The organism is Siminovitchia terrae (genome assembly GCF_003605405.2).
GTDB classification, from domain to species: domain Bacteria; phylum Bacillota; class Bacilli; order Bacillales; family Bacillaceae_C; genus Siminovitchia; species Siminovitchia terrae.
This window is the reverse complement of the sequence record NZ_QYTW02000017.1, coordinates 68,568-91,167: the sequence shown is the minus strand read 5'-3', so window position 1 is coordinate 91,167 and position 22,600 is coordinate 68,568. Positions and strand designations below refer to the sequence as shown.

General features: G+C 40.5%; 19 protein-coding genes and 1 riboswitch. Of the genes, 8 read left to right on the top strand and 11 right to left on the bottom strand.

The window, feature by feature from the left end:
• Positions 1–80 precede the first annotated feature (80 nt).
• Both D5F11_RS16070 and D5F11_RS16065 read right to left on the bottom strand, forming a co-directional pair.
• Positions 81–944: an NAD(P)-dependent oxidoreductase gene (locus tag D5F11_RS16070; protein WP_120117148.1), complete on the bottom strand. Its 864-nt coding sequence runs from the start codon at positions 942–944 to the stop codon at positions 81–83.
• 23 nt (positions 945–967) lie between these two features.
• Positions 968–1,753: an SDR family oxidoreductase gene (locus D5F11_RS16065; protein WP_120117147.1), complete on the bottom strand. Its 786-nt coding sequence runs from the start codon at positions 1,751–1,753 to the stop codon at positions 968–970.
• Positions 1,754–2,237: 484 nt separating this feature from the next.
• Between D5F11_RS16065 and D5F11_RS16060 the strand changes: the two genes are divergently transcribed.
• From D5F11_RS16060 to D5F11_RS16050, 3 genes are all read left to right on the top strand, one after another.
• Positions 2,238–2,429 (top strand): YkvS family protein, encoded by a 192-nt coding sequence (locus D5F11_RS16060; protein WP_120117146.1) that lies wholly within the window; start codon positions 2,238–2,240, stop codon positions 2,427–2,429.
• A gap of 689 nt (positions 2,430–3,118) precedes the next feature.
• The gene (locus D5F11_RS16055; RefSeq protein WP_120117145.1) at positions 3,119–3,730 is read left to right on the top strand and encodes a CPBP family intramembrane glutamic endopeptidase; all 612 of its coding nucleotides are present in this window, start codon (positions 3,119–3,121) and stop codon (positions 3,728–3,730) included.
• A 12-nt stretch (positions 3,731–3,742) separates the two neighbouring features.
• A complete protein-coding gene (locus D5F11_RS16050) occupies positions 3,743–4,456 on the top strand; it encodes a hypothetical protein (protein ID WP_120117144.1) in 714 nt (237 codons plus the stop codon).
• Positions 4,457–4,794: 338 nt separating this feature from the next.
• Here D5F11_RS16050 and D5F11_RS16045 read toward each other — a convergent pair whose 3' ends face one another.
• The gene (locus tag D5F11_RS16045) at positions 4,795–5,832 is read right to left on the bottom strand and encodes a YkvI family membrane protein (RefSeq protein WP_120117143.1); all 1,038 of its coding nucleotides are present in this window, start codon (positions 5,830–5,832) and stop codon (positions 4,795–4,797) included.
• Between the two features lie 200 nt (positions 5,833–6,032).
• On the opposite strand from D5F11_RS16045, the gene D5F11_RS16040 reads away from it, so the two are divergent.
• Positions 6,033–8,177, top strand: a complete 2,145-nt coding sequence (locus tag D5F11_RS16040) for an ATP-dependent Clp protease ATP-binding subunit (protein ID WP_120117142.1) — start codon at positions 6,033–6,035, stop codon at positions 8,175–8,177.
• 227 nt (positions 8,178–8,404) lie between these two features.
• On the opposite strand, the gene D5F11_RS16035 is transcribed toward D5F11_RS16040, so the two are convergent.
• Together D5F11_RS16035 and D5F11_RS16030 are read right to left on the bottom strand one after the other, a co-directional pair.
• The gene (locus tag D5F11_RS16035) at positions 8,405–8,758 is read right to left on the bottom strand and encodes an aspartyl-phosphate phosphatase Spo0E family protein (RefSeq protein WP_120117141.1); all 354 of its coding nucleotides are present in this window, start codon (positions 8,756–8,758) and stop codon (positions 8,405–8,407) included.
• Between the two features lie 32 nt (positions 8,759–8,790).
• Positions 8,791–9,297 (bottom strand): methylated-DNA--[protein]-cysteine S-methyltransferase, encoded by a 507-nt coding sequence (locus tag D5F11_RS16030; protein ID WP_120117140.1) that lies wholly within the window; start codon positions 9,295–9,297, stop codon positions 8,791–8,793.
• 121 nt (positions 9,298–9,418) lie between these two features.
• On the opposite strand from D5F11_RS16030, the gene D5F11_RS16025 reads away from it, so the two are divergent.
• Both D5F11_RS16025 and D5F11_RS16020 read left to right on the top strand, forming a co-directional pair.
• Positions 9,419–10,444 carry an acyltransferase family protein gene (locus tag D5F11_RS16025; RefSeq protein ID WP_120117139.1) on the top strand — a complete coding sequence of 342 codons (1,026 nt, stop codon included), beginning with the start codon at positions 9,419–9,421 and terminating at the stop codon, positions 10,442–10,444.
• A gap of 310 nt (positions 10,445–10,754) precedes the next feature.
• The gene (locus D5F11_RS16020; RefSeq protein WP_120117138.1) at positions 10,755–12,527 is read left to right on the top strand and encodes a B12-binding domain-containing radical SAM protein; all 1,773 of its coding nucleotides are present in this window, start codon (positions 10,755–10,757) and stop codon (positions 12,525–12,527) included.
• A 319-nt stretch (positions 12,528–12,846) separates the two neighbouring features.
• Here D5F11_RS16020 and D5F11_RS16015 read toward each other — a convergent pair whose 3' ends face one another.
• Positions 12,847–13,833, bottom strand: a complete 987-nt coding sequence (locus tag D5F11_RS16015; RefSeq protein WP_120117137.1) for a diaminopimelate dehydrogenase — start codon at positions 13,831–13,833, stop codon at positions 12,847–12,849.
• A 40-nt stretch (positions 13,834–13,873) separates the two neighbouring features.
• The gene (locus D5F11_RS16010) at positions 13,874–15,244 is read right to left on the bottom strand and encodes a TrkH family potassium uptake protein (RefSeq protein ID WP_185830745.1); all 1,371 of its coding nucleotides are present in this window, start codon (positions 15,242–15,244) and stop codon (positions 13,874–13,876) included.
• A gap of 203 nt (positions 15,245–15,447) precedes the next feature.
• On the opposite strand from D5F11_RS16010, the gene D5F11_RS16005 reads away from it, so the two are divergent.
• Positions 15,448–15,648, top strand: coding sequence for an alpha/beta-type small acid-soluble spore protein (locus D5F11_RS16005; RefSeq protein ID WP_120117136.1), 201 nt, complete (start codon positions 15,448–15,450; stop codon positions 15,646–15,648).
• A gap of 64 nt (positions 15,649–15,712) precedes the next feature.
• Positions 15,713–15,910, top strand: coding sequence for a hypothetical protein (locus tag D5F11_RS16000; RefSeq protein ID WP_126646615.1), 198 nt, complete (start codon positions 15,713–15,715; stop codon positions 15,908–15,910).
• On the opposite strand, the gene D5F11_RS27830 is transcribed toward D5F11_RS16000, so the two are convergent.
• The 4 genes from D5F11_RS27830 to D5F11_RS15985 all read right to left on the bottom strand — a co-directional run bounded on the left by D5F11_RS27830 (position 15,886) and on the right by D5F11_RS15985 (position 22,223).
• Entirely contained in the window at positions 15,886–16,014 is a 129-nt protein-coding gene (locus tag D5F11_RS27830; RefSeq protein WP_281277094.1) for a hypothetical protein, read from the bottom strand. The genes D5F11_RS16000 and D5F11_RS27830 overlap by 25 nt on opposite strands.
• A 344-nt stretch (positions 16,015–16,358) precedes the next feature.
• On the bottom strand, positions 16,359–17,129 hold the full coding sequence (locus D5F11_RS15995) for a TerC family protein (RefSeq protein ID WP_120117135.1): 771 nt from the start codon (positions 17,127–17,129) through the stop codon (positions 16,359–16,361).
• Positions 17,130–17,224: 95 nt separating this feature from the next.
• Positions 17,225–17,331, bottom strand: a riboswitch (yybP-ykoY riboswitch).
• 67 nt (positions 17,332–17,398) lie between these two features.
• Complete coding sequence (locus D5F11_RS15990; protein WP_120117134.1) at positions 17,399–20,479, bottom strand: efflux RND transporter permease subunit; 3,081 nt, start codon at positions 20,477–20,479, stop codon at positions 17,399–17,401.
• 166 nt (positions 20,480–20,645) lie between these two features.
• Positions 20,646–22,223, bottom strand: coding sequence for a peptide chain release factor 3 (locus D5F11_RS15985; protein ID WP_120117133.1), 1,578 nt, complete (start codon positions 22,221–22,223; stop codon positions 20,646–20,648).
• Positions 22,224–22,600 lie beyond the last annotated feature (377 nt).

Sequence of the window (22,600 nt, the reverse complement as noted above, 5' to 3'; positions counted from 1 at the left end):
TTGTTGCGGTAACGCCCTCACTAACGGTGTCCAAGGTAATGACTTGCTTGAAATACGATGCTTAGATATTTCTTTATCTCTTAACCCCAATATTTTATCAGCGCTTGTGTACCGCTGTCTTCCTCACCCTTTCCCGCCAAGGATTGATACAACTTCTCGGCAAGAGCAAGTCCAGGCAGTTCCAATTCCATTTTCTTCGCTTCTTCAAGTGCGATTCCCATATCTTTTATAAAATGTTTAATGAAAAATCCGGGCGAATAGTCTTCCTTCAATACCCTTGGAAGGAGATTTGACATCGACCAGCTTCCCGCAGCCCCAGTACTGATAGAAGCAAGCATTTTCTCAGGATCAAGCCCAGCCTTACGCGCATAGACAAGAGCTTCAGTCACACCAATCATGTTGCATGCTATCGCTATTTGATTGCACATTTTTGTATGTTGTCCTGCCCCCGCTTCTCCCTGGAAGACTATGTTATTGCCAAGGACTGAAAAGACGGGGTGGATTTCATTAAAAACCTTTTCGGTCCCACCGACCATAATGGAAAGCGTTCCATTTTTGGCACCTATGTCTCCTCCTGAAACAGGTGCATCTAGAGCATCCATTTCATGATTCTTCGCTTCCTCAAATATTTGTTTAGCTAGCGTCGGAGTAGATGTCGTCATATCAATGAGAACTTTGCCTTTACCTGCCCCTGCAAAAATACCGTTATCGCCAAAATACACAGTTTCTACATCGTGTGGATATCCCACCATTGTAATAATGATATCCGCTTCCTCAGCAATTTCTTTAGGTGATGCTTTCCAGCTTGCTCCTTCAGCGACCAAACCTTCAGCCTTTTCTTTTGTGCGGGTATAAATGAAGACAGGATAACCATTCGCCATCAAGTTGCGAACCATTGAATTCCCCATGACACCGATTCCAATAAAACCGATTTTTTTCTGCATTGTTTAAAATCAGCCTCCCCCTGCTAAATTGACCTTAATTTTCCTCCGTCTACGATAAAAGTACTGCCTGTCATATATGTATTTCCTTCTGAAGCAAGAAAAACGACAATTTTTGCGAATTCTTCAGGCTTTCCTTCTCTTCCAAGTGGAATGCTCTTTTCCGATTGTTCTTTAATCTCTTGAATGGATACTCCTTTCACTTCTGCACGCACCTCATCAAGATGGTCCAGTCTTTCGGTTGCAATTCTTCCTGGGCCTACAGTATTTACAAGAATATTGTATTTGGCAAACTCATCTGCAATCGTTTTTGACAGTCCCACTATCCCGAGCCTGAGTGTATTGGACAAAATCAATCCCGGAATGGGCTCCCTGACCGATGAAGAAGCGATATTTATAATGCGCCCTCCCTTTTCTTTTAGATATGGGAGCGCTTCCCTAATTAATCTAATATATGATAGAAGGTTTAACTCAAACGCACGGTGCCAGTCCTCATCCTTCAATTCTTCGAAATTTCCGGCCGGCGGCCCGCCTGCATTGTTGACTAATATGTCGATGCCCCCAAATACTTCAGCCGTATGCTTTACCGTACGGGTAATATCATCCGGAATTGTGATATCACAGCGTATAAAGGCAACTTTTCCACCCTGTAGGCTGTTTAGTTCCTCAGCCACTTTTTTCAGCTGATCTTCATTTCGGCTCGCAATCATCACATCTGTCCCTTCCCGGACAAACTGTTCGGCGATGGCTTTGCCCAACCCTTGGCTAGAAGCCATAACAAGAGCCTTTTTATTTTTCAAACCCAAATCCATTTTCTCATCTCCTTTAGCTTGCTTTCTGTCCCAAGTATAGCATAAGAACATATTACAGCAGGAGGACCCTTGACTGACAAGTGCCTCGTCCCCGTTTCCATGTATTACAAAAAAAAGGAAGACATGTGTCTTCCAACAAAAAAAGGGGGAAAAATGAGATTGACATGACTAGAAATTCCAATCAGTCATGATTAGTATTCTATTACCCGGAATTTGTTCAAATAACCACTTTTTTTAAAAAAAATTTATTTTATTTTTATGAAAAGATGGCAGTGATGAATAAACTTCTAATCAACCGTGTAATCACGGGGACATTCACAACTTTTTCCAAATCATATTTACTTATAAAGAGCGACAATCCCTGAACCCATAATTGATTATCACTGATTTTCTATCTTTTCTTTTATAGAAACCGTTTCAATATTAATTGCACTTTTAATGAAAATAGTGCAAACTAGATAAAAAAAATAAAGGGGAGAAGCCAATGAAAATTGCAAAAATCGGTGACCTCATTGAATTCAAAGACGGCCTAAGAGGAATAGTTGAAAAGATAAATGAAAACTCCGTCATTGTTGACTTGACATTCATGGACAACTATCGTGACCTTGAATTGGAAGAAAAAACAGTCATTAACCATAAAAACTATAAAATTATAAATGAATCAGCCAAGCACTGAGAAATTCAGAAGTACCTAACTGAAATATATTAACAAAAGTATAAGCGCCTGTCGCGATCCATGGACAGACTGAGTTGAAATTCGAAGAACATCTTGCTTAGCCCCGACAAGCATAAGACAATTCCCCAGGTGTTCCTCCGTTGGCACAAGGAGTTGGCGGGGGTTAGGCGTTATAGCTGAACAGACTACCTTCGATGAGATAAAGGATTAGGAAAAGCGCAAGTGCCTGCTTATCGGAGCAAAGCTAATCAAACGGTTGCTGAAGGCAAAATATGTCTTCAGCAACGTTTGATTTGTGACCTTAGGAATACTACATCCGGACAACATGGCGAATAAGGCCGCCTCACGTTGCCACTGCCTGTCACTGCGGTTACACTAGGACGTCCTATCCGTCAGCAGGCTCAAAGCGCGACATCCTGTCGCTTCGCTTGCATTAGTACTTCCTGTACGTCAAGCTGGACGCAACATTTATTGAAAAAATTGTTCACGACATACACATTTTATAATTTACATTAAAAAGCAAGCAGACGTGCTTGCTTTTTTAGCTTGGCTCAACCACACTTCATATTGTCTCAGAAAAACCACAGCTTTGTCAGAATATAAATGGCAGATTGTTCTTTTTTCCGTTAGAATGAATTCATATCTCTGTATGATGGTTATTGAAATAGGAAAGGAATCAAACCACTTGTATGTTTAAAAAATGGATTGACTTTAAATTAATCGGGGGCTTATTTTTTGCTTTTCTTCTCATTTACGTAACATTCGACAGAAAGGATGTATTTTGGTATCTATATACAGCAACGCTCTTGTTTTTAATTAGCTATACGATTGTAAATGAAAGTCTTGATGACGAAGCTTCAACAAAAGAATATATCAAGCATGGACTTTGGTCAGGGATTGCTCTTTATATATTCTTTTTTGCGGGGGACTGGATATTATCTATTCTCTCCGGCTCATTGGAAAAGCAGGTTGCTTCGTTATACAAATATTTTTCTTTTGAATTCATTTGGCATTATCTTGTTCTCCTTTTCATAATCGTTCCTGGAGAAGAAATTTTTTGGAGAGGTTTTGTCCTCAAGAGAATGACAAGACTGCTAAACCCAGCAGGAGCCGTCTTTATCACTGCCTTACTCAATGGAGCTGGCTTTATTCTTTCGGGATATCCCATATTAATCTTGGCAGCTTTTGTGAGTGGACTCGTCTGGGGAACCCTTTATATTTGGAAACGGAGTATTCCTCTGGTCATTTTTTCACATCTGACATTTGATTTGTTATTATTGATGGTCCTCCCTTTATATTAGGATGATCAATCTATGGGTAAAACTATGATTGGGGGCTACATAAAAATGAAAAAAATGAAGCTTTTATTCATCTCCCTTTTGATTACTGCCCTGCTTGGAGCCTGTGGCACTTCGAAAAAAGAGCAAAAGACCGGGGATGACAAAGAGAAAACAGAAACTGTAGATGAAGGAAACAACAAACAAGGAAACGACGAAGAGGAAACCGAGACAGTGGAACAGACAGAAAATGAATCTGGTGAAGAAACGAAAGATGGTCCAGAAAAAGTCCGCCTGCTGGAAAAAAATCTCACTTATCAAGAAAACGGGAAGACAGAAGAAGAAACGGCTTTTTTAAAGAAGAGCGATAATCAGGACTATAGCCTGTACGTACTGGCTGATTATGAGCTCACTGGCGAGGAACCACAGAAAGATGTACTCTACTTAAAAGAGGCGGATGCTTTATTTATGCGGATTGAGCTTCTTCCAACTAATGCAAACCTAAATGATGAAGTCGAAACCATCAAATCACAGCTAGAGTCTGTGAGTTCCGATATAAAAGAGACGAAGCCACAGGGACATGAGTGGTTGAAAAACGCAACTGGCGTTACAGCCGAAAATGGAAATGAAAGAGTCAGTGCTTACCTAATTCCACAAAAAGATTGGCTGTTGAAACTGACGATTTTCACACCTGCCAAAGAAGATGCAGAAGACCCTTTCCTGAAAATGGCCGAAACAATTGAAGATTAAACACAATGTAGAGCCCGTTTATCAATTGAAGCACTTTGTAATGAAAGAAAAATAAGGAAGTCCTGCTTATCGGCGCAAGGCTACGAACCACTTAAGAAAGCATCCTTTGTCTTCAGTACGCGTCGGCTTATTCTAGAAACGACGTTCTGTTGCTTTGCTAGCCCTAGTCTTCCTGTCTTAGTCGACTTTTATATAAACCTCGGATTTGCTCCTCGAAAGCCACATGCAAAAGCGAAGCTTTTTGAGGAATGAAGTGGGGAGTTTACTAGTCGCTGGAGCTAGACATATTACACGATTATTCGCAACCAAATAAGGAACATCAGCCCGGTAAGTATGCCTTACCGGGTTTTAGTCGGTTTGATCAACAGCAACAATAAAAAACCGATACTGATATAGCCGAATAGTGGATATAAAAGCTCCAGTAAAGTTCCATAATTCACAAGACTGATCACATAAATAGCTGCTAAAAGGCAAGCATAGATCCAAAAGCTGTGAAAAGCCACATAACCCCGTATCTGCCTTTCCAACCCGTACAAATTTCCGATGACTGATGTAAAAATCTCTCCATATATTATAAGAAGATATAAGAAATAGAGGGTGCCTGCTGTTCCCTTTACAATCATTGCCATCGGAATGTTAAATCGTACAGGATCTGCCAGGGTTCCAAGTGATATATGGCTGGATAATAGAATAGCAGTAAGTAGCAGGCCGCCTATCACCCCTCCTTTTTTTATAACGGAACGATCCTTTATTTCAGCAGCCATCGGGACTAAAACAGCTTGAGCCAAAGCCAGATTGAAAGCTGCGTATGAAAAAGCAGACAGAGCCGCTTTCCCACCTAATTTCCAATTCAGAATATCATGAGCTGAAAAAACCCCGCTGCCTGTTTTCACCACAATAAGCATGATAAGAAAATTGAAGATCACCATCATAGGTACAACAAATGTATTAACCGCAAACAGTCCCTTCACCCCTGCCGCCATAACAATAAGGGTGAGAACAATGGTGAAGGCCAAACCTGTTCTTGGCGGGAATCTGAGCTGCTCTGTAAATAAAGCCTCCGCGCCTGACAGCATAACAGCACATACACCCGTCAGCATGATCATTAAAAATATATTCATGACTGTTGCAAGGTGAGGCCCAAATAAATACTCACTCAATTGCTCAAAAGACTTTGCCTCAATATCTATTGCGACAAGCATGATTTTTGACCCCAATACAATAAACAGAACACCCGCCAGAATAATAGCTACAGTGCCATAAAAACCGAACCGAGTAAAAAACTCAACAATCTCGCGTCCGGTTGCAAATCCTGCACCTACAATTGTTCCCACATAAACTGAAGCGACCTGGAAAGCCTCTGACCATTTTTTCAACAGGCGCCCCCCCTTTCCCCTACCTTATCCATATGAGACAGGCCTCCAAAAAATAATTTTTTTGATCAAAAGGGTTGAAAGTCAAAAAAGGTCAGGGTATAATGAGATCACAAGGTCAAAGTTGGTCAAACAACAGACCTGTTTTTTTAATAACTGATTGGTCAAAATTGATCAAATCTGAAAATGGAGGTTAGATGCATATGCTATGCAGCAAATGTAATCAAAGAAATGCTAACATTCATCTCCACGTCAATATCAACGGACAAAAACAAACCTTGGCATTATGCTCCACCTGCTATGCCAGTGAAAAGCAAACACTAGGTGCTTTGGGAGGATCCCCTTTCGGAGGATTTGATCAATTCTTCAAAGGTTTCCCAGGTGCAGATGAAAATACATTTCATCCAAATATAAATGGAGATGTACAGGAAAAATCCGCTGGAGGACAGGGTGGAGGTTTCTTAGATCAGTTCGGCCGCAACTTGAATAATGCAGCCAAAGCAGGATTGATCGACCCTGTCATTGGACGTGATGAAGAAATCAACCGCGTTATCGAGATATTGAATCGCAGGAATAAAAACAATCCTGTTTTAATTGGTGAGCCAGGAGTTGGTAAAACTGCAATCGCAGAAGGACTTGCCTTAAAAATTATCAAAGGCAATGTACCTACCAAATTAAAGAATAAAGAAGTTTATTTGCTAGATGTTGCTTCTCTTGTTGCTAATACAGGCATCAGAGGACAATTTGAGGAACGCATGAAGCAACTGATTACTGAACTACAAAAGCGCAAAAACATCTTGCTTTTCATCGATGAGATTCATTTGCTTGTTGGTGCCGGATCAGCTGAAGGCTCTATGGATGCCGGTAACATTTTGAAACCGTCATTGGCAAGAGGCGAATTACAGGTCATCGGTGCCACTACTTTAAAAGAGTACCGTCAAATTGAAAAAGACGCAGCATTGGAAAGACGGTTCCAACCGGTGCAAGTTGGAGAACCAAGTAAGGAAAAAGCATTGGAGATTTTAAACGGCTTAAAAGACAAATATGAAAGCTTCCACGAAGTGACATACACAGACGATGCCATCAAGGCATGTGTCGAATTATCAAGCCGCTACATCCAAGATCGCTTCTTGCCGGACAAAGCCATTGACTTGATGGACGAAGCCGGTTCAAAATTGAACTTGATGATCAAAGAACCAAATAAAGAAGAGGCCCAACAGCGTTATGCTGAATTGGAAAAAGAAAAACAAGCTGTCCTAGCCAGAGAAGATTATGAAACTGCCGCCAAACTTCGGGATGAAGAAGTGGAATTGGAGAAAATTCTGAATAAAGACTCATCTGCTCCACGTATGATAGTAGATGTTATCCATATCCAAGACATCATTGCTACCAAAACAGGAATTCCAGTCGGAAAACTGGAATCAGATGAGCAAAAGAAAATGAAAAATCTTGTGGACAATCTTTCTTCCAAAGTAATCGGCCAAGAAGAAGCCGTTCAAAAAGTAGCAAAAGCCATCCGCCGCAGCCGCGCTGGTTTAAAAGCAAAAAATCGCCCTATTGGATCATTCCTTTTCGTGGGACCGACAGGGGTAGGTAAAACAGAACTGACAAAAGTTTTGGCAGAAGAACTTTTTGGAACAAAAGATGCTTATATCCGCCTAGATATGAGTGAATATATGGAAAAACACAGTGTGTCCAAATTAATCGGATCTCCTCCAGGATATGTAGGACATGAGGAAGCCGGGCAACTAACTGAAAGAGTACGCCGCAATCCATACAGCATCATCTTGCTTGACGAAATTGAAAAAGCACATCCTGACGTACAGCACATGTTCCTTCAAATTTTAGAAGACGGCCGGCTGACTGACAGCCAAGGCAGGACCGTAAGCTTTAAGGATACTGTCATCATTATGACAAGTAACGCCGGAACAGGTATAAAAGAAATCCAGGTTGGATTTGATAAAAGCGATGCATTAAAAGAAACAAGCATCCTAGATTCACTTGGATCATTCTTTAAACCGGAATTCCTCAACCGTTTCGATGGAATTGTAGAGTTCCGCAAGTTGGAGAAAATACACCTGTTAAAGATTGTTAGCCTACTCCTTCAGGAAATGTCTGATAATCTGTCTGAACAAGGTTTGTCTGTTGAAGTTACGGATAAGGTAAAAGAAAAATTGACTGACCTTGGATATCATCCTCAGTTTGGCGCCCGCCCACTGCGCCGTGCAATCCAAGAACAGCTTGAGGACCAAATCGCAGATTTTATCTTAGATAATGAAAATGCTAAACAGCTTCAAGCGGTTTTGGAAAACGATAAAATCGTTGTAAAAGAAAAAGAGATTGCCTAATGGCAGTCTCTTTTTTCTTTATTGATAAAACTATATAATGCCTATTGCATTATGTTATGCTACGTCTTGCTGCAACGCCTATCCCTTCGAGATCAGCAGCAAATTCACTGTGGCGGCTGAGGTGCAGCTCTTCAGGAATCGTCTTATGCTTATCAGAGGTTTTTATCATTTCAACTCAGTCTATACGTCGATGATCAGGCGTTTACGCTTTTGTCTTTATTCTATTTTCATGATGTTTGTACACGTCTTGTAGGATACGGTTTTGAGAATATCACAAACGATTGTTTACGGCTTTGGTTTGTTGTCTTAGCAGAGGATGTTGATTGATAGATATGATAATAGTCATTTAAAAGTTGGTCAAGTTCACGGCTGCAAGTAATCGTTTCATCCGCACCTAATCCGTATTTTTCACCTAGAACGAACATTTCTTCCCGCTTTTGCTGAATCTTTGCTAAAAAAGAGCTTTGATTCTTACTGCTGTAACACATGTATCGCTTACCTCCGCCATCAATTCTTTTCAACTTTTCTATTGTCTCAAAATTATCCAACAATGTAAACAAATATCCAGCAATTGACACCATTCGGACAAAAAAACCTTATTTTATGCCATTCTTCATAGAACACCTTCCAATTTTAACAGAAGCTCCTTTTTATCGACTTGATTTCCCGCGTAACCCGTTAATTTATTATTTTTTCCAATTACACGATGACACGGGATCAATATGGGCAAACGGTTAGCTCGGTTTGCTTGACCTACTGCTCTCACTGCTTTTTTATTTTGTATGGAAGTCGCAATGTCAGCGTATGTCCTTGTTTCTCCAAAAGGAATTTCTAATAGAGCATTCCACACAGCTTTCTGAAAATCTGTTCCATCAATCAAAAGAGGAACAGTAAATTCTCTCCTTCCATGATTGAAATAATCCACTAATTGATCGACTGCCTCTTGCAGGATTGGATGTCTTTTTCCCTCCACCATATGTTCTTTGAGTGTTTGAGGAATATCCTCTCTATTAAAAAAAATGCCTGTCATTCCAAAATCTTCAGCAGTTAGAAACAGATTACCTATTGAACTGTCTATTTCTGTATAATAAAATCGTTTTGTAGCAGATTCCCTACCCATTGTATTAGCCTCCTTATTTACTTTCATTATTTTCTGTCATTTGTAAAATAAACGTAATGTTTAGCAAATCATATAGAGGGAAAAAAGCATTGTGACCAACTTAAGATGCAGGTGATATCTGATGAGACAAAGAGATTATTATTTTGATAATGCTAAAATCCTGTTGATTTTTCTAGTAGTATTCGGGCACTTCCTTCAATCCTATATTGAAACAAGTACGTTCATTTCCTTTTTGTATAAGTTCATATATACCTTTCATATGCCAGCCTTTATTCTGATTTCAGGTTTCTTCGCTAAAGGCATTTATGAAAAAGGCTATATTGGCAAAATCACAAAAAAGCTGATCCTGCCCTATATTTTATTCCAAATTGCCTATGCCGTATTTTACTATTTTTTACACAGCAAGGATACCTTTAAACTTGAATTTTTCGAACCGCATTGGTCTCTATGGTTTTTAATCAGTCTTTTTTGCTGGAATATCATGCTGTTGGCATTTAGCCATATGAAACCTAAGATTGCTTTGGTCATCGTTCTATTCGCCGGTCTTGTAGCAGGCTACTTCGACTGGATTTCAACTTACTTCAGCTTGTCGAGGACCATTGTCCTCTTTCCATTTTTCTTAGCAGGCTATTTTTTAAGCAAAAAAGATTTCAGAGCACTTGTTCAACCTAAGGCAAAATTAGCAGCGCTCCTTGTTATGCTTATCATAGCCATCGGAATCCTAAGTTTTCCTGACTTGAATGAAAAATGGTTCTTTGGTTCAAAAGCATACAGTGAGTTTAAAAGCGAAGAGGTTTTGGGAATGTTTCAGCGAGCAGGAATATACATGGTTCAGTTTGTAATGACTGCCTGTTTTTTTGCATTTGTTCCGCGTCGGCAATTCTTTTTTACAAGCTGGGGAAGAAATACGCTGTACGTCTATTTGCTGCACGGATTCATTGTACGTACATTTAGGGGAAGTGATCTAGAGGATTACGTAGATCAAGTGCAGGCGATACCTTTATTATTGGTCATTAGTCTTATATTGACTGCTCTCCTTTCCAGTAAATTTATAACGAGCCTGACTCAGCCAATTATAGAATTGAAATGGTCGAAGCTTAAACAGGCTGCACATCGGCTGCGAAATGAATACAGTTCACCCGGATAAGAGCGCTTGGCCCGCTCTTTTTTTATTTAAGTTTACCGTATCCTTTTCCCATATTCGCCATATTTCGAAAAGTTCCTGCTTCTTTTTATCATTTTCCGACAGAAGACTCCCACTTCAAACAGACCATAAGGTTGTTAAGTGGCGAGAGGTTCAAATCGAATTGTGGTTTTCTTTTTTCTTCGATAAAATAGATGAAGTAGTGATAGGAAAAGCGCAAAGGCCCCTGGAGCTAGACATGTCACACAATCATTCGAATAAAAATTTTATTTTATATTTTCTTTAACGGAGATAAAGGAGCTGCGACAACGAAATGAAAGTAATCGCAAGTACACTTAATGCGAAGTTTATCCATACCAATTTGGCTATACGCTATTTAAAAGCGTATGCCGCCCCGGAGTATGATATTGAAATAGCGGAGTACACGATCAATGATCCCGTCTTGAACATAGTGACGGACCTATTTGCCAAAAAACCGGATGTGGTCGGATTTAGTTGCTATATATGGAATATAGAACAAACAGTCAAAGTAATCCAAATCATGCGCAAAATTATGCCCAATGTCAAAATTGTGCTAGGTGGCCCGGAGGTTTCCTATGATGTTGTATATTGGCTGCAACGCTTAACAGAAATTGACTTTATCGTCATCGGGGAAGGTGAAGAAACGTTCAAGGTACTCCTTGCTGCTCTTAAAAACGGGTCAAATGCCGACGATATCAAAGGGATTGGTTATATGAAGGACGGAAAACCAGTCATTAATCCCATAAGGGACAAAGTTGATCTTCGGGAACTCCCCTCCCCTTTCCGTTTTCCAGAAGACAGGGAACACCTGTCCAAACGTGTCACCTATATAGAAACGAGCAGAGGATGTCCTTTTAGCTGCCAATTTTGCCTTTCCTCCATTGAAGTTGGCGTAAGGTATTTCAATAGGGACAAGATAAAAGACGACATCAGATATTTGATGGCAAACGGAGCAAAAACAATAAAATTTGTAGACCGCACATTCAATATAAGCCGAAGCTATGCCCTTGAGATGTTTCAATTCCTAATCGATGAACATGTACCGGGCACAGTATTCCAATTCGAAATTACAGGTGACATCATGCGTCCTGAGGTCATCGACTTTTTAAATAAAAATGCACCTCCGGGGTTATTCCGTTTCGAAATCGGTGTACAATCCACAAATGACCTAACAAATGAGCTGGTCAAAAGACGGCAAAATTTTGAAAAGCTAACCAGAACAGTCATGATGGTCAAAGAAGGAGGAAAAATCCTTCAGCATCTCGATTTGATCGCCGGACTTCCAGAGGAGGATTACAATTCCTTCCGAAAAACATTTAATGATGTTTTTGCCTTAAGGCCGGAGGAATTGCAGCTTGGATTTTTAAAAATGCTGCGTGGTACAGGATTGAGAATTTCCGCAAAACAGTTCGGCTATGTCTACATGGACCATTCTCCTTATGAAATTTTGCAAAATAATATGCTTAGTTTTGAAGACGTCTTGAAAATCAAACAGGTGGAAGATGTTTTGGAAAAATACTGGAACGACCATAGAATGGATCATGCAGTTGACTATATCACGTCCTCTTGCTTTGACACTCCGTTTGATTTCTTCCAAAGCTTCGGTTCATACTGGGACGAACAAGGATGGTCTAGAATCGGGCACCAGCTCGAAGATCTCTATAATAGATTGATTCAGTTTTTGCATAAAAAAGAAATTCAGAATAGCAATTTGGCTGAGGGTTTAATGAAGTACGATTATTTGCTAAACCATCGTTATAAGCCGAGGAAAGCCTGGTGGGACCATTCTTCATCTCTAAGCAGAGAAGAGCGATCCGGTCTTTATTCCGCTATTAATGAAAACAGCGGCCTGGCTGGCCAAGCGTTTTCTGAACTCGGATTGACCGAACGAGACCTTTACAAGCATACTGTTATTGAAAAATTTCCGTTTTTACTTGGCGACTATATAGAGTCCGAAAAAATGATTCCGCAGGATTCGTACGGTCTTGTCTATTTTGACCCTTCCAACAACGGTAAATCCTCGTTTTATCCATTAACGATGGAGACCACATCCAAGCTGGCATAAGGCCTATTGGAGGGGTGTTTTGATGAAGGAGAGATGATAACGAATAAATTTTCACGATAACTGGAATGTTAGGTCTTTTGGCAATTACTTTTTCAAATCGAGTTTTAAAAAATGAAATGATTACTACCACTGTTAGCATCGTTGTCATTACTGTTTTATTAATAATGAGATTCAAGAAAAGTGAATAATTATTTGACTTTAAGCGATCAAACTACCGAGTAGGAACAATTCTTCGAAACTCGGTAATGATACGAGTGCTATGACTACAGAACAGAGGTAAACATACAAAAAACCGGCAGCTTCGCCGGTTTTTCCTTTTTTATAAAAGTTCTTTCCTTAATTGTTCTGGAGATTTTGGTGATAGATGTCCCAATGGCACATCAAAAACAGTTTTCGCTCCTGTTTGCCCATCTTGGTTCATTTTATATGCCGCACGAGCATAAGTGACTAATATACTTGACGTAAACTCAGGATTGCTATCCAATTTCAAAGAATATTCCACAATTTGATTTGTGTTCTCCCCTGTGATTCCGCTCCTGATAACAAATCCGCCGTGAAGCATTTTAGAATGATTTTTATTCAATTCTTCTTCGGAAATGAAATTTACGGTTGTGTCATAATCTGCGAAGTAGTTAGGCATTGTCTTGATTTCATGCTCGATTTTTTCTTTGTCTGCTCCGTCTTCGGTTACAACAAAGCACTCGCGCAAATGCTTCTCTCTTGTGGAAAGCTCTGGGTTCTCCCCTCTTCTGACACGGTTGACAGCCTCTTCAATTGGAATGGTGTATTGAACACCAGCCTTTACACCTTCTACTCTTCGAATAGCATCAGAATGTCCTTGGCTAAGCCCTTTCCCCCAAAACGTATAGGTCTCGCCCTCAGGAAGAACCGCTTCTCCAAGGAGACGGTTCATAGAAAACATACCCGGATCCCAGCCAACTGAAATAATGCTTGTTTTATTTCCGGACTTAGCTCCCTCATCCACTGCAGAAAAATATTCCGGTATTTTTGCATGCGTGTCAAAACTGTCAATTGTATTAAAAAGTTTAGCAAAACGAGGCCCTTGCTCAGGAAGATCCGTTGCTGATCCTCCACATAAAATCATTACATCAATTTCATCTTTATATTTTTCCGCTTCTGAAATATGTAAAACCTTCGTAGAAGGATCCAATGTTTCAACACTTTCAGGATCCCTGCGCGAAAAGATAGCCACAAGCTCCATATCTTTATTTTGTTTGAGGGCGGATTCCACCCCTCTTCCCAAGTTCCCATAGCCGTTGATGCCAATTCTAATTTTTTGGTTCATATTTTCATCCTCCTTAACAAGTATCTTGTAAAACTCGGTACTAACCTATTATGACTCGTTCTTTCGGATATTGGAAGTCAGGTGCTTTGTTATTGCTCGACATGATGAATAAAAATGACAATATGCCTATGCGTCCGATAAACATCAATATAATGAGCATCCATTTTCCAAATATGGTCAAATCTGGAGTGATTCCCATGGAGGCTCCGCAGGTTCCAAAAGCGGAAGCCACCTCAAAAATGATTGATATTAGACTAACGTCTTCTGTTGCAGACAAAATCACTACTGATGATCCGTATAGGATAACAGCCAGCATCAATACAACGAGCGATTTAATTACATCATCATGATGAATTTCCCGTTTAAACACTTTGATTGTCCGGCGTCCCCTTGCATAATGGAACAGGAATAATATGTTCAAAGCGAACGTTGTCGTTCTGATTCCCCCGCCGACAGAACTCGGCGAAGCCCCTATAAACATCAGTGTAGACATAAATAGAATGGTCGAGGTTGAAAGATCATTCATATCAAGCGTCAATAAACCGGCACTTCTCATTGTGGTTGACTGGAACAACGAATAAAAGAATGATTCATGCCATGACTTTCCTGACAAGAACCCGTTAAACTCAAGCGAGAAAATGACCACTGTTCCTACTACAAGCAAAATGAAATAGGTCGCAGTAGTAATTTTTGTAAATAAGGAAAAACGAAATCTGGTCTTTGTTCCTTTATAAAATAGAAACTTTCTCACTTCGGTCCAAACCGGAAATCCGATAGCCCCAAGAATAATCAAGATCATTGTTACAAATTGAACAAAATAGTCGTGCGCAAACGGAATCAAGGATTCACCTGTTATATCAAAACCAGCATTTGTAGTGGCACTGACAGAGGCGAACAACCCCTGGAGAAAAGCTTCCTTGGGGTCCTCAAAATAATTCATGTAATAAGTTCCAAGAACCAGGGCTCCAATCGCTTCAATCAATATAATCAAATAGAGAATTTGCCTCAGCAGGTTGACCAGCCCTGACAAATTCAATTGGTTTTGATCAGTTTGAATCAATTGTCGCTGTTTTAAACCAATCTTCTTGCCAAACACCAGCCAAAAAAAAGTATTGATTGTCATGATCCCAATGCCCCCGACTTGAAGGGCAAATATCAAAATAAAAATGCCGGTAACGGAAAAAGTTTCTGATAAATCAACAGTCGTCAGCCCTGTTACACTTACTGAGCTGGCCGCTATAAATATCGCATCCATCGCAGACCAGTCAGCCCCTTGCTGCCTAGCCACAGGCAAACTAAGAAGGAGTGCTACGACGCCAACCGTCAAAAAATAATAAGAGACCAATACCCGAAAAGGCGTAAGCGACATTTTATAGAGTCTTCGTTTATGAAGTGGTTTCAAATTTCTCATTTCCTCTGTCAATTCCTCTGTCATTAGTCATTATTTCATAATAAGCAAAATGCCGTTGAAAGAAAAGGGGTATATACAAATCAAATGAACTTTTTTGTATTCCAAATGTACCAAAAAACATGCAACATGTTCCAGCATTACTTTTTCCATTTCGGAACATAATATCATTGAGGCTTAAAAGCTTACTTTAAGGAGGAACTTTTATGGGACAGAGAAGCAAACAATTACTCGTTCCTGGAATAGAACAATATTTGGATCAGGTGAAACTAGAAATTGCCCAGGAATTTGGAGTAGTTCTTGGATCTGACACTGTTGCAAGAGCCAACGGATCTGTTGGCGGCGAAATAACAAAACGCCTCGTCAAACAGGCACAGGCACAATTATCCGGTAATCAAGAGCAGTAAGAAAAGCGAAAGCGACTGATCATCAACGTACAGACTAAAATTAGTACATTTTTAGATGCTTTCAGTGAAAAACTTGACTGTCCATAAAGGTAAATGGACGTTAGGACGGGCTTTGTGCCCGTCCTTTGCTGCTTCCAATCAAATACGCCAAGGCGCATTTGCGCCCAGATTTTATCGAGCTTCGCTCGATAAAATTCCTCTAAAAATCTGTGGCGCCGCCGGAGACTTTAACTTTATTCAGCCGGGGTTTGCCCCCCACTGAATGGAATACCAATATGGATTCATCTCACCACTTATAGAAGTGGGAGACTTCTGCTGAATCAAGTTAAAATGTTCACTAATAGCCGGGATAAATACCCAGCTCATGTGATTTCCACAAAAAACGGTTACTAATAGATAAAAGAAAGTATTTCGCTTTTTAGGATAGTATCCCCTCTTGCTCGGACAGTATAGCCTTTTCAGATAGTATTTCAGCCAAACTGGACAGTATTCCGCTTTTCCGGACAGTATCTCCTCTTGCTCGGACAGTAAGGCTTTTTCAGATAGTATATTTCTTACTTGGATCGTATTTCGTTTTTTGGACCGGATTTTAGTCAAACTGGATTATATTTCAGGAGGAGGCCTCACAAATACAAAATCAGTCAGCGAAAACGAATTGTTTTCCGCTAACTGATTTACTTTAGGGTTTTTTGGATAGCCCCGTTTCAATATTATTTATTCAATGATTGAAGAACAGCTTTTTTCTTTGATGCAAAATATCCGGAAACAGCAATCAATACCAGGACAACCCAAAAGGTCAATTTCCATTCAAACGACTCCGGAAAATGAGGGTTCAATAATCCAATTTTTTCGTGAGATAACGTCAGCACAGCCAATTTTACTCCAACCCATCCGACAATCAAAAAAGCAGAGGTTTCCAGCCCAGGATACTTAGACAGTAAGCTTACAAAGGAGTTTGCAGCAAAGCGCATGATAATGACTCCAATTAGACCGCCCAGCAGCATAACGAGAAATTGTCCTCCATCAATGCCTCCGATCTGAAACCATCCGGTTGGCTTAAGGGTGACCGCAAGCACAACAGCGGCAAGCATTGAATCAATCGCAAATGCAATATCCGCCACTTCCACTTTCAATACAGTGAACCAGAAAGACTGGCTTTTGCTTTTTTCTTTTACCTTTTTTTCTTTTTCTATCCCCATATACTTTTTCACAAGATAATGAACAGACAAAAATAATAAATAGGCTGCACCAATTGCTTGAATCTGCCATACATTAACTAAAAATGTAATCAAAAATAATGCCGTGAATCGGAAGACGAAGGCTCCAAACAAGCCATAGAACAAGGCTTTCCTCTGCTTGTCTTTTGGAAGATGCTTTACCATAACAGCCATAACAACAGCGTTATCCGCTGCTAATATGCCTTCCAGTCCAACCAATACAACCAACACCCATAAATACTCTAACATCAATGATAATTCCAAATAAAACCCCTCCCGCGAAAATGATCAACATTCCCATCGGCAGCCTCTCTTTGGAAAATCAAAAAGACCCTTGCCCGATGGGCAAAGGTCTTGCTGGACATGTTCATGCCAACAAAGCCGGTGAATTTCTTCACGAATTGACGACTTTGTTTCAAATGAGCACAAAAAAGCTCATTTGATGCTACTCCCCTTTGACTATAAAGTCAAGCATTATGTTGTTGACTCCATTATAATTTATAGGCGGTTAAAAAGCAATAAAAAATTTAAGGCTATGCACGCTTTTTCTCCTTCCTGTTCATCCTCCTCGTTTCCGGATCAAACAGGCTGTACACCACCGGAATAACAAACAGTGTCAGGAATGTACTGCTGATTAAGCCTCCAATAACAGCGACACCCATAGGCTGATTCATCTCTGTTCCTTCTCCAAGACCAAGTGCTAGGGGAACCAGCCCCAAAATTGTTGTCAGTGCGGTCATGAGGATAGGACGAGCCCGGTCTTTAACAGACACAACGAGGGCTTCGTAGCTTGAAAGGCCTGCCGCTTTTCGCTGGTTGATATAATCAACAATCACGATAGCATTGTTAACGACAATCCCAGCCAGGATAATGACTCCGATCAATGCCGGTATACTGAGCGGAATCCTCGCAATGATGAGTCCGATTGTCACCCCGATGACCATGAGCGGTACAGTAAACATGATGACAAAAGGATATTTAAACGACTCAAATTGTGCCGCCATTACGATGTAAACTAGAATGACTGCCAGTACAAAAGCCATTGTCATGTCATCGATTGAGTCAGCCAGCAATTCAGTCTCTCCGCTGAACGTAATCTCCGTTTCATCAGGTAAATCAAGGTCAGCGATGGTTTCTTCGACCTTTTTGGACATATCTCCTATGCTTGTTTCAGTGTCATACTTCAAAGTAAATTCAACTGAATCCTGCTGATTGATTCTTTGGATTTCTACTGGTCCGCTGCCTGTTTTAATTTTTGCGACATCCTTTAATTCTACATATCCACCATCAGGCTTCTTGATCAAAAGAGTTTTAAGTTTGTCCATATCCCTGGTAATTTTCTTATCATACTCGACAAAAACTCCGTACACATCAGAACTGTCGCTAATAATCTGTGTCGCTTGTACACCTCTTGTCACATCATTCACTGCAGTTGCAATTTGTGCGGGTGCAAGCCCAGCTTCAAAAGCTTTTTCTCTGTCAACAGTGATCTGGATCTCTTCGACCGTATCACTTGTGCTAGTGGACAAATCCGTCACATGATTCAATTTCTGAAGTGCATTATAGATTTTCTCCGAGCTTTCATCGAGTCTGGATGCGTTCGTGTCCCCGACATTGAAGGTCAACGTCTGAGGTGCAATACCTGAAGCAGCATCCACATTGAATTTAATCGATGTTCCTTTTTTAATGTCCTCAACCTTTTCTTCAAGCCTCGGCTTCAAATCATCGACAAACTCAAATACGGACTCGTTCCTTTTATCTAAAGGCTTCAATTTAATATACATCTCGGCTGTATTGCTTTTGGATGTACCTTGGAATGATGATTCCTGAGTAGAACCTATCAGACTGACATACGTATCGACGATTTTCTCATCTTTCAGTTCACTTTCAATTGCTTCAACGACTTTTCCTGTTTCGGAGAGGGCGGATCCATTCTCCAATTCGAGGTTAATACTGAAGAATCCTTCATCTGTTGGCGGTAAAAATTGCATACCAACCGTGAATAACCCAAGCCCGCCTCCAACGAATAACAGCAATGAAGTGAACAAAACGAAAAAACGGTGCCTTAAAGACCAGCGAACTGCTCTGTCAAGAGAATTCAACGACTTGGATCTGCGCTTTCTTGCCTCATAGTTACCGGTCGGCACTTTCAGCCATCTGCTGGCAAGCAGCGGAATAACCGTTAATGCCACAAATAACGATGCAAACAGGCTGAATGAAATGGTAAAGGCGAATTCTTTGAACAGTTGACCAAGAAGTCCACTAATAAAAACGACCGGCAGGAATACCGCAACAGTTGTCAAAGTTGAAGCTGTGATAGCGCCCGCAACCTCTTTTGCCCCTTCTCTTGCAGCAGTCTTGGGATCCTTCCCCATTGACAGGTGCCTGTAAATATTTTCAATGACGACAATGGCATTATCGACAAGCATCCCGATCCCGAGGGCAAGGGCCCCAAGCGTCATAATATTTAATGCGAAATCTGCAAAAAACATCAGGACAAATGTGACGATAACTGAGTACGGAATGGCAATACCGATAATAAGAGGGCTTTTTATATTCCTTAAAAATAAGAATAGGACGAGCATAGCCAGCGCTCCCCCTATCACAAGTGAGGAAGCAATATTGCTAATAGCCATTCGGATATAGTCACCCTGGTCAAATAAGACATCCGCATCAATATCCTTAAACTGGTCCTTCTTTAACAATGCCTTTAATTCTTTTTGAAATCCTTTGGAAACGTTGGCAGTATTCGCATCAGATTCCTGTAAAACACTTAGGAGGACAGAAGGGAGTTCATTCGTTCTAGTGATCATTCTCTCATCTTGCTTCTGCTGTTTCACATCTGCTACGTCACGGATCCTGATTTTATCACCAGTCCGTGGATTAACTGTGATTACCAACTTTTCAATTTCCTTGGCTGAATGCAGTGAACTGACAATCCTTGTCGTCAATTCCTTTCCGTCGGTCAGGACCGTTTCACCGGGCATGGAAATATTATTCGATTGAATCAGATTGACAATATCAGATTGCGCTAGGTTGTACTTTTTTAATTTAGCCTGATCAAGAGTGATATTGATTTCCTCTGTCAGCTTCCCTGTCACATTGACGTTCGCCACCCCTTCAACCCTCGTGAGCTCGGTGGTTAATTGATCCGCCAGCTTTTTCAATAATTCTTCATCCGTATCGGACTTCAACGATAGCTGGATGACCGGGAATTGTGAAGGGTCAAATTTCAATAATCTTGGTTTAGATGCGTCAGAAGGGACAGAAGTTTGATCGATCCTCTGCAAAATATCATTCTGAACATCACTAATCTGAGTAGACCATGTGAACTCAAGGACCATTAAGTTCGAGCCCTCTTCAGAAAAAGACTGTACGTTTTTGATCCCTGGTAACGTTGACAAATTCGCCTCTAATGGCTTTGAGACTTTTTCAACTACTTCGGTCGGGCTTGCGCCTTCATAAGTAGTCACGACAACTGCGATTGGAGGATTGATTTCCGGAATTAATTTAAGAGGAATTTTTAACAATGATACGATCCCAAGGATGATGACGAGAAACATAGTAACAATTGTAAAAACAGGTCGCCTGATGGCAAAATGGCTTAAGTTCACGAACGGATCTCCTTTCGGATATAGAACGTTTTACTAACTTTTAATTATAACAGTTTTACAATTCAGATTTATACTCCCTTGCAAGCAATTAATTGTTTTCATCAACTTGTCAAACATTCACACAAAAAAGGTGCCCATTCGAGCACCTCTTTTTAAAAAAATAACGTTAATCAATTTCCATCGGGTCCCGCAGCTGGATAGATGGATTTTTATCCATGAACCAACGCAAAGCAAAGTCATTTTCAAACAGAAAGACAGGCTGGTCGAATCTGTCTTTCACCAGAAGGCTTCGCTGGCTGGACAACGATTCATCAATCTGATCATGTTCTACCCACCTTGCGATCTTTGAGCCCATAGGCTCCATAATGACGTCCGAATTGTATTCATTTTTCATCCGATGGACAAAGACCTCAAATTGGAGCTGACCGACTGCACCAAGAATGTAATCTTCCATTCGATAGGTCTTGAATAATTGGACAGCTCCTTCCTGAACAAGCTGATGGATGCCCTTATGGAAGCTTTTTTGTTTCATGACGTTCTTGGCTGTAACTTTAACAAATAACTCAGGTGTAAATTGAGGAAGCTTTTCATATTGGATAATTTTCTTGCCTTCGGCAATCGAATCGCCGATCTGATACGTTCCTGTGTCGTAAAGACCGATAATATCTCCGCTCACTGCTTTATTGACTGTACTTCTATCATCAGCCAAAAACTGTGTGGACTGAGATAATTTAAACTGTTTGCCTGTCCTTGCAAGAGTTACGGACATCCCTCTTTCAAATTCACCAGAACAAATTCGAACAAAAGCGATGCGGTCGCGATGGGCCGGATTCATATTCGCCTGGATTTTAAAAACAAATCCTGAAAAACCCTCTGAGGCTGGATCAATTTCACCTAGGCTTGAATTTCTTGACTGCGGAGCAGGAGCAAATTTCAAATACGTTTCCAAAAATGTCTGTACCCCGAACGTTGTCAAAGCACTACCGAAAAATACAGGCGTCATCTCACCTTCATTGAGCTTTTCAATAGAAAATTCATTTCCCGCCTCATCTAAAAGCAAGACTTCTTCAAGTGCCTGATCGTATAGACCGGTTTGTTTTATCGGGTGTTCTCCGATGACCTCGCCCTTTTCATCCAATGGAAGGTAGCGACTCTCATCATCAGTCCGGAATTGTTCTATTCTTTTATAATAACGGTCATAAATACCATAAAACTCTTTTCCCATTCCGATTGGCCAATTCATCGGGTACGTTTCGATATCCAATACCTCTTCTATTTCTGCAAGCAGTTCAAGAGGCGGCCGCCCCTGCCTGTCAAGTTTATTTATAAAGGTGAAAATCGGAATTCCACGCATTTTACAAACTTTGAACAGCTTTAATGTCTGTTCTTCTATCCCTTTTGCCGAGTCAATAATCATGACGGCGCTGTCCACCGCCATCAAGGTTCTATACGTATCTTCACTGAAATCCTGGTGACCCGGTGTATCAAGTATATTGATCCAGAAATCATCGTATTGAAACTGCATGACGGACGACGTTACAGAAATTCCGCGCTGCTTTTCGATTTCCATCCAATCAGATGTTGCATATTTCCCTGTTTTTTTTCCTTTTACTGTCCCAGCATCCCGTATGGCTCCGCCAAATAAAAGGAGCTTTTCAGTCAAAGTCGTTTTTCCTGCATCAGGGTGGGAGATAATTGCAAAGGTTCTTCTGGAATTCACTTCTTTTGTCAAATCGTTTGCCATCACATAAATCCTTTCATTACAATCTCTTTTTAATCTTATTCCTACAAGAGCCGAATTGCAATCATCCTTTGACTAGAAAAAAGAAAAGTGCAAGCGGCTTGATTCTTGCGGGGCTAGGCGCTGGCTGTCTCAGGACGTGACATCCTGTCGCTTCGCTTGCACTAGTACTTCCTGTACGTCGTAGCTAGACAATGATAAAGCTTCATTTGAATAAAATTTTCCATAACAAGTTATACTTTCTTTACTCAAAAAGAAAAGCATTCCCTGGAAATGTCCAGTGAATAGCTTAATGGATTTTTACATTATTTCTTTCAATATATATCACGCTTATTGTAGGAATAAAACCTAGAGCCGTTATGACTAAAGCGACCACCAGC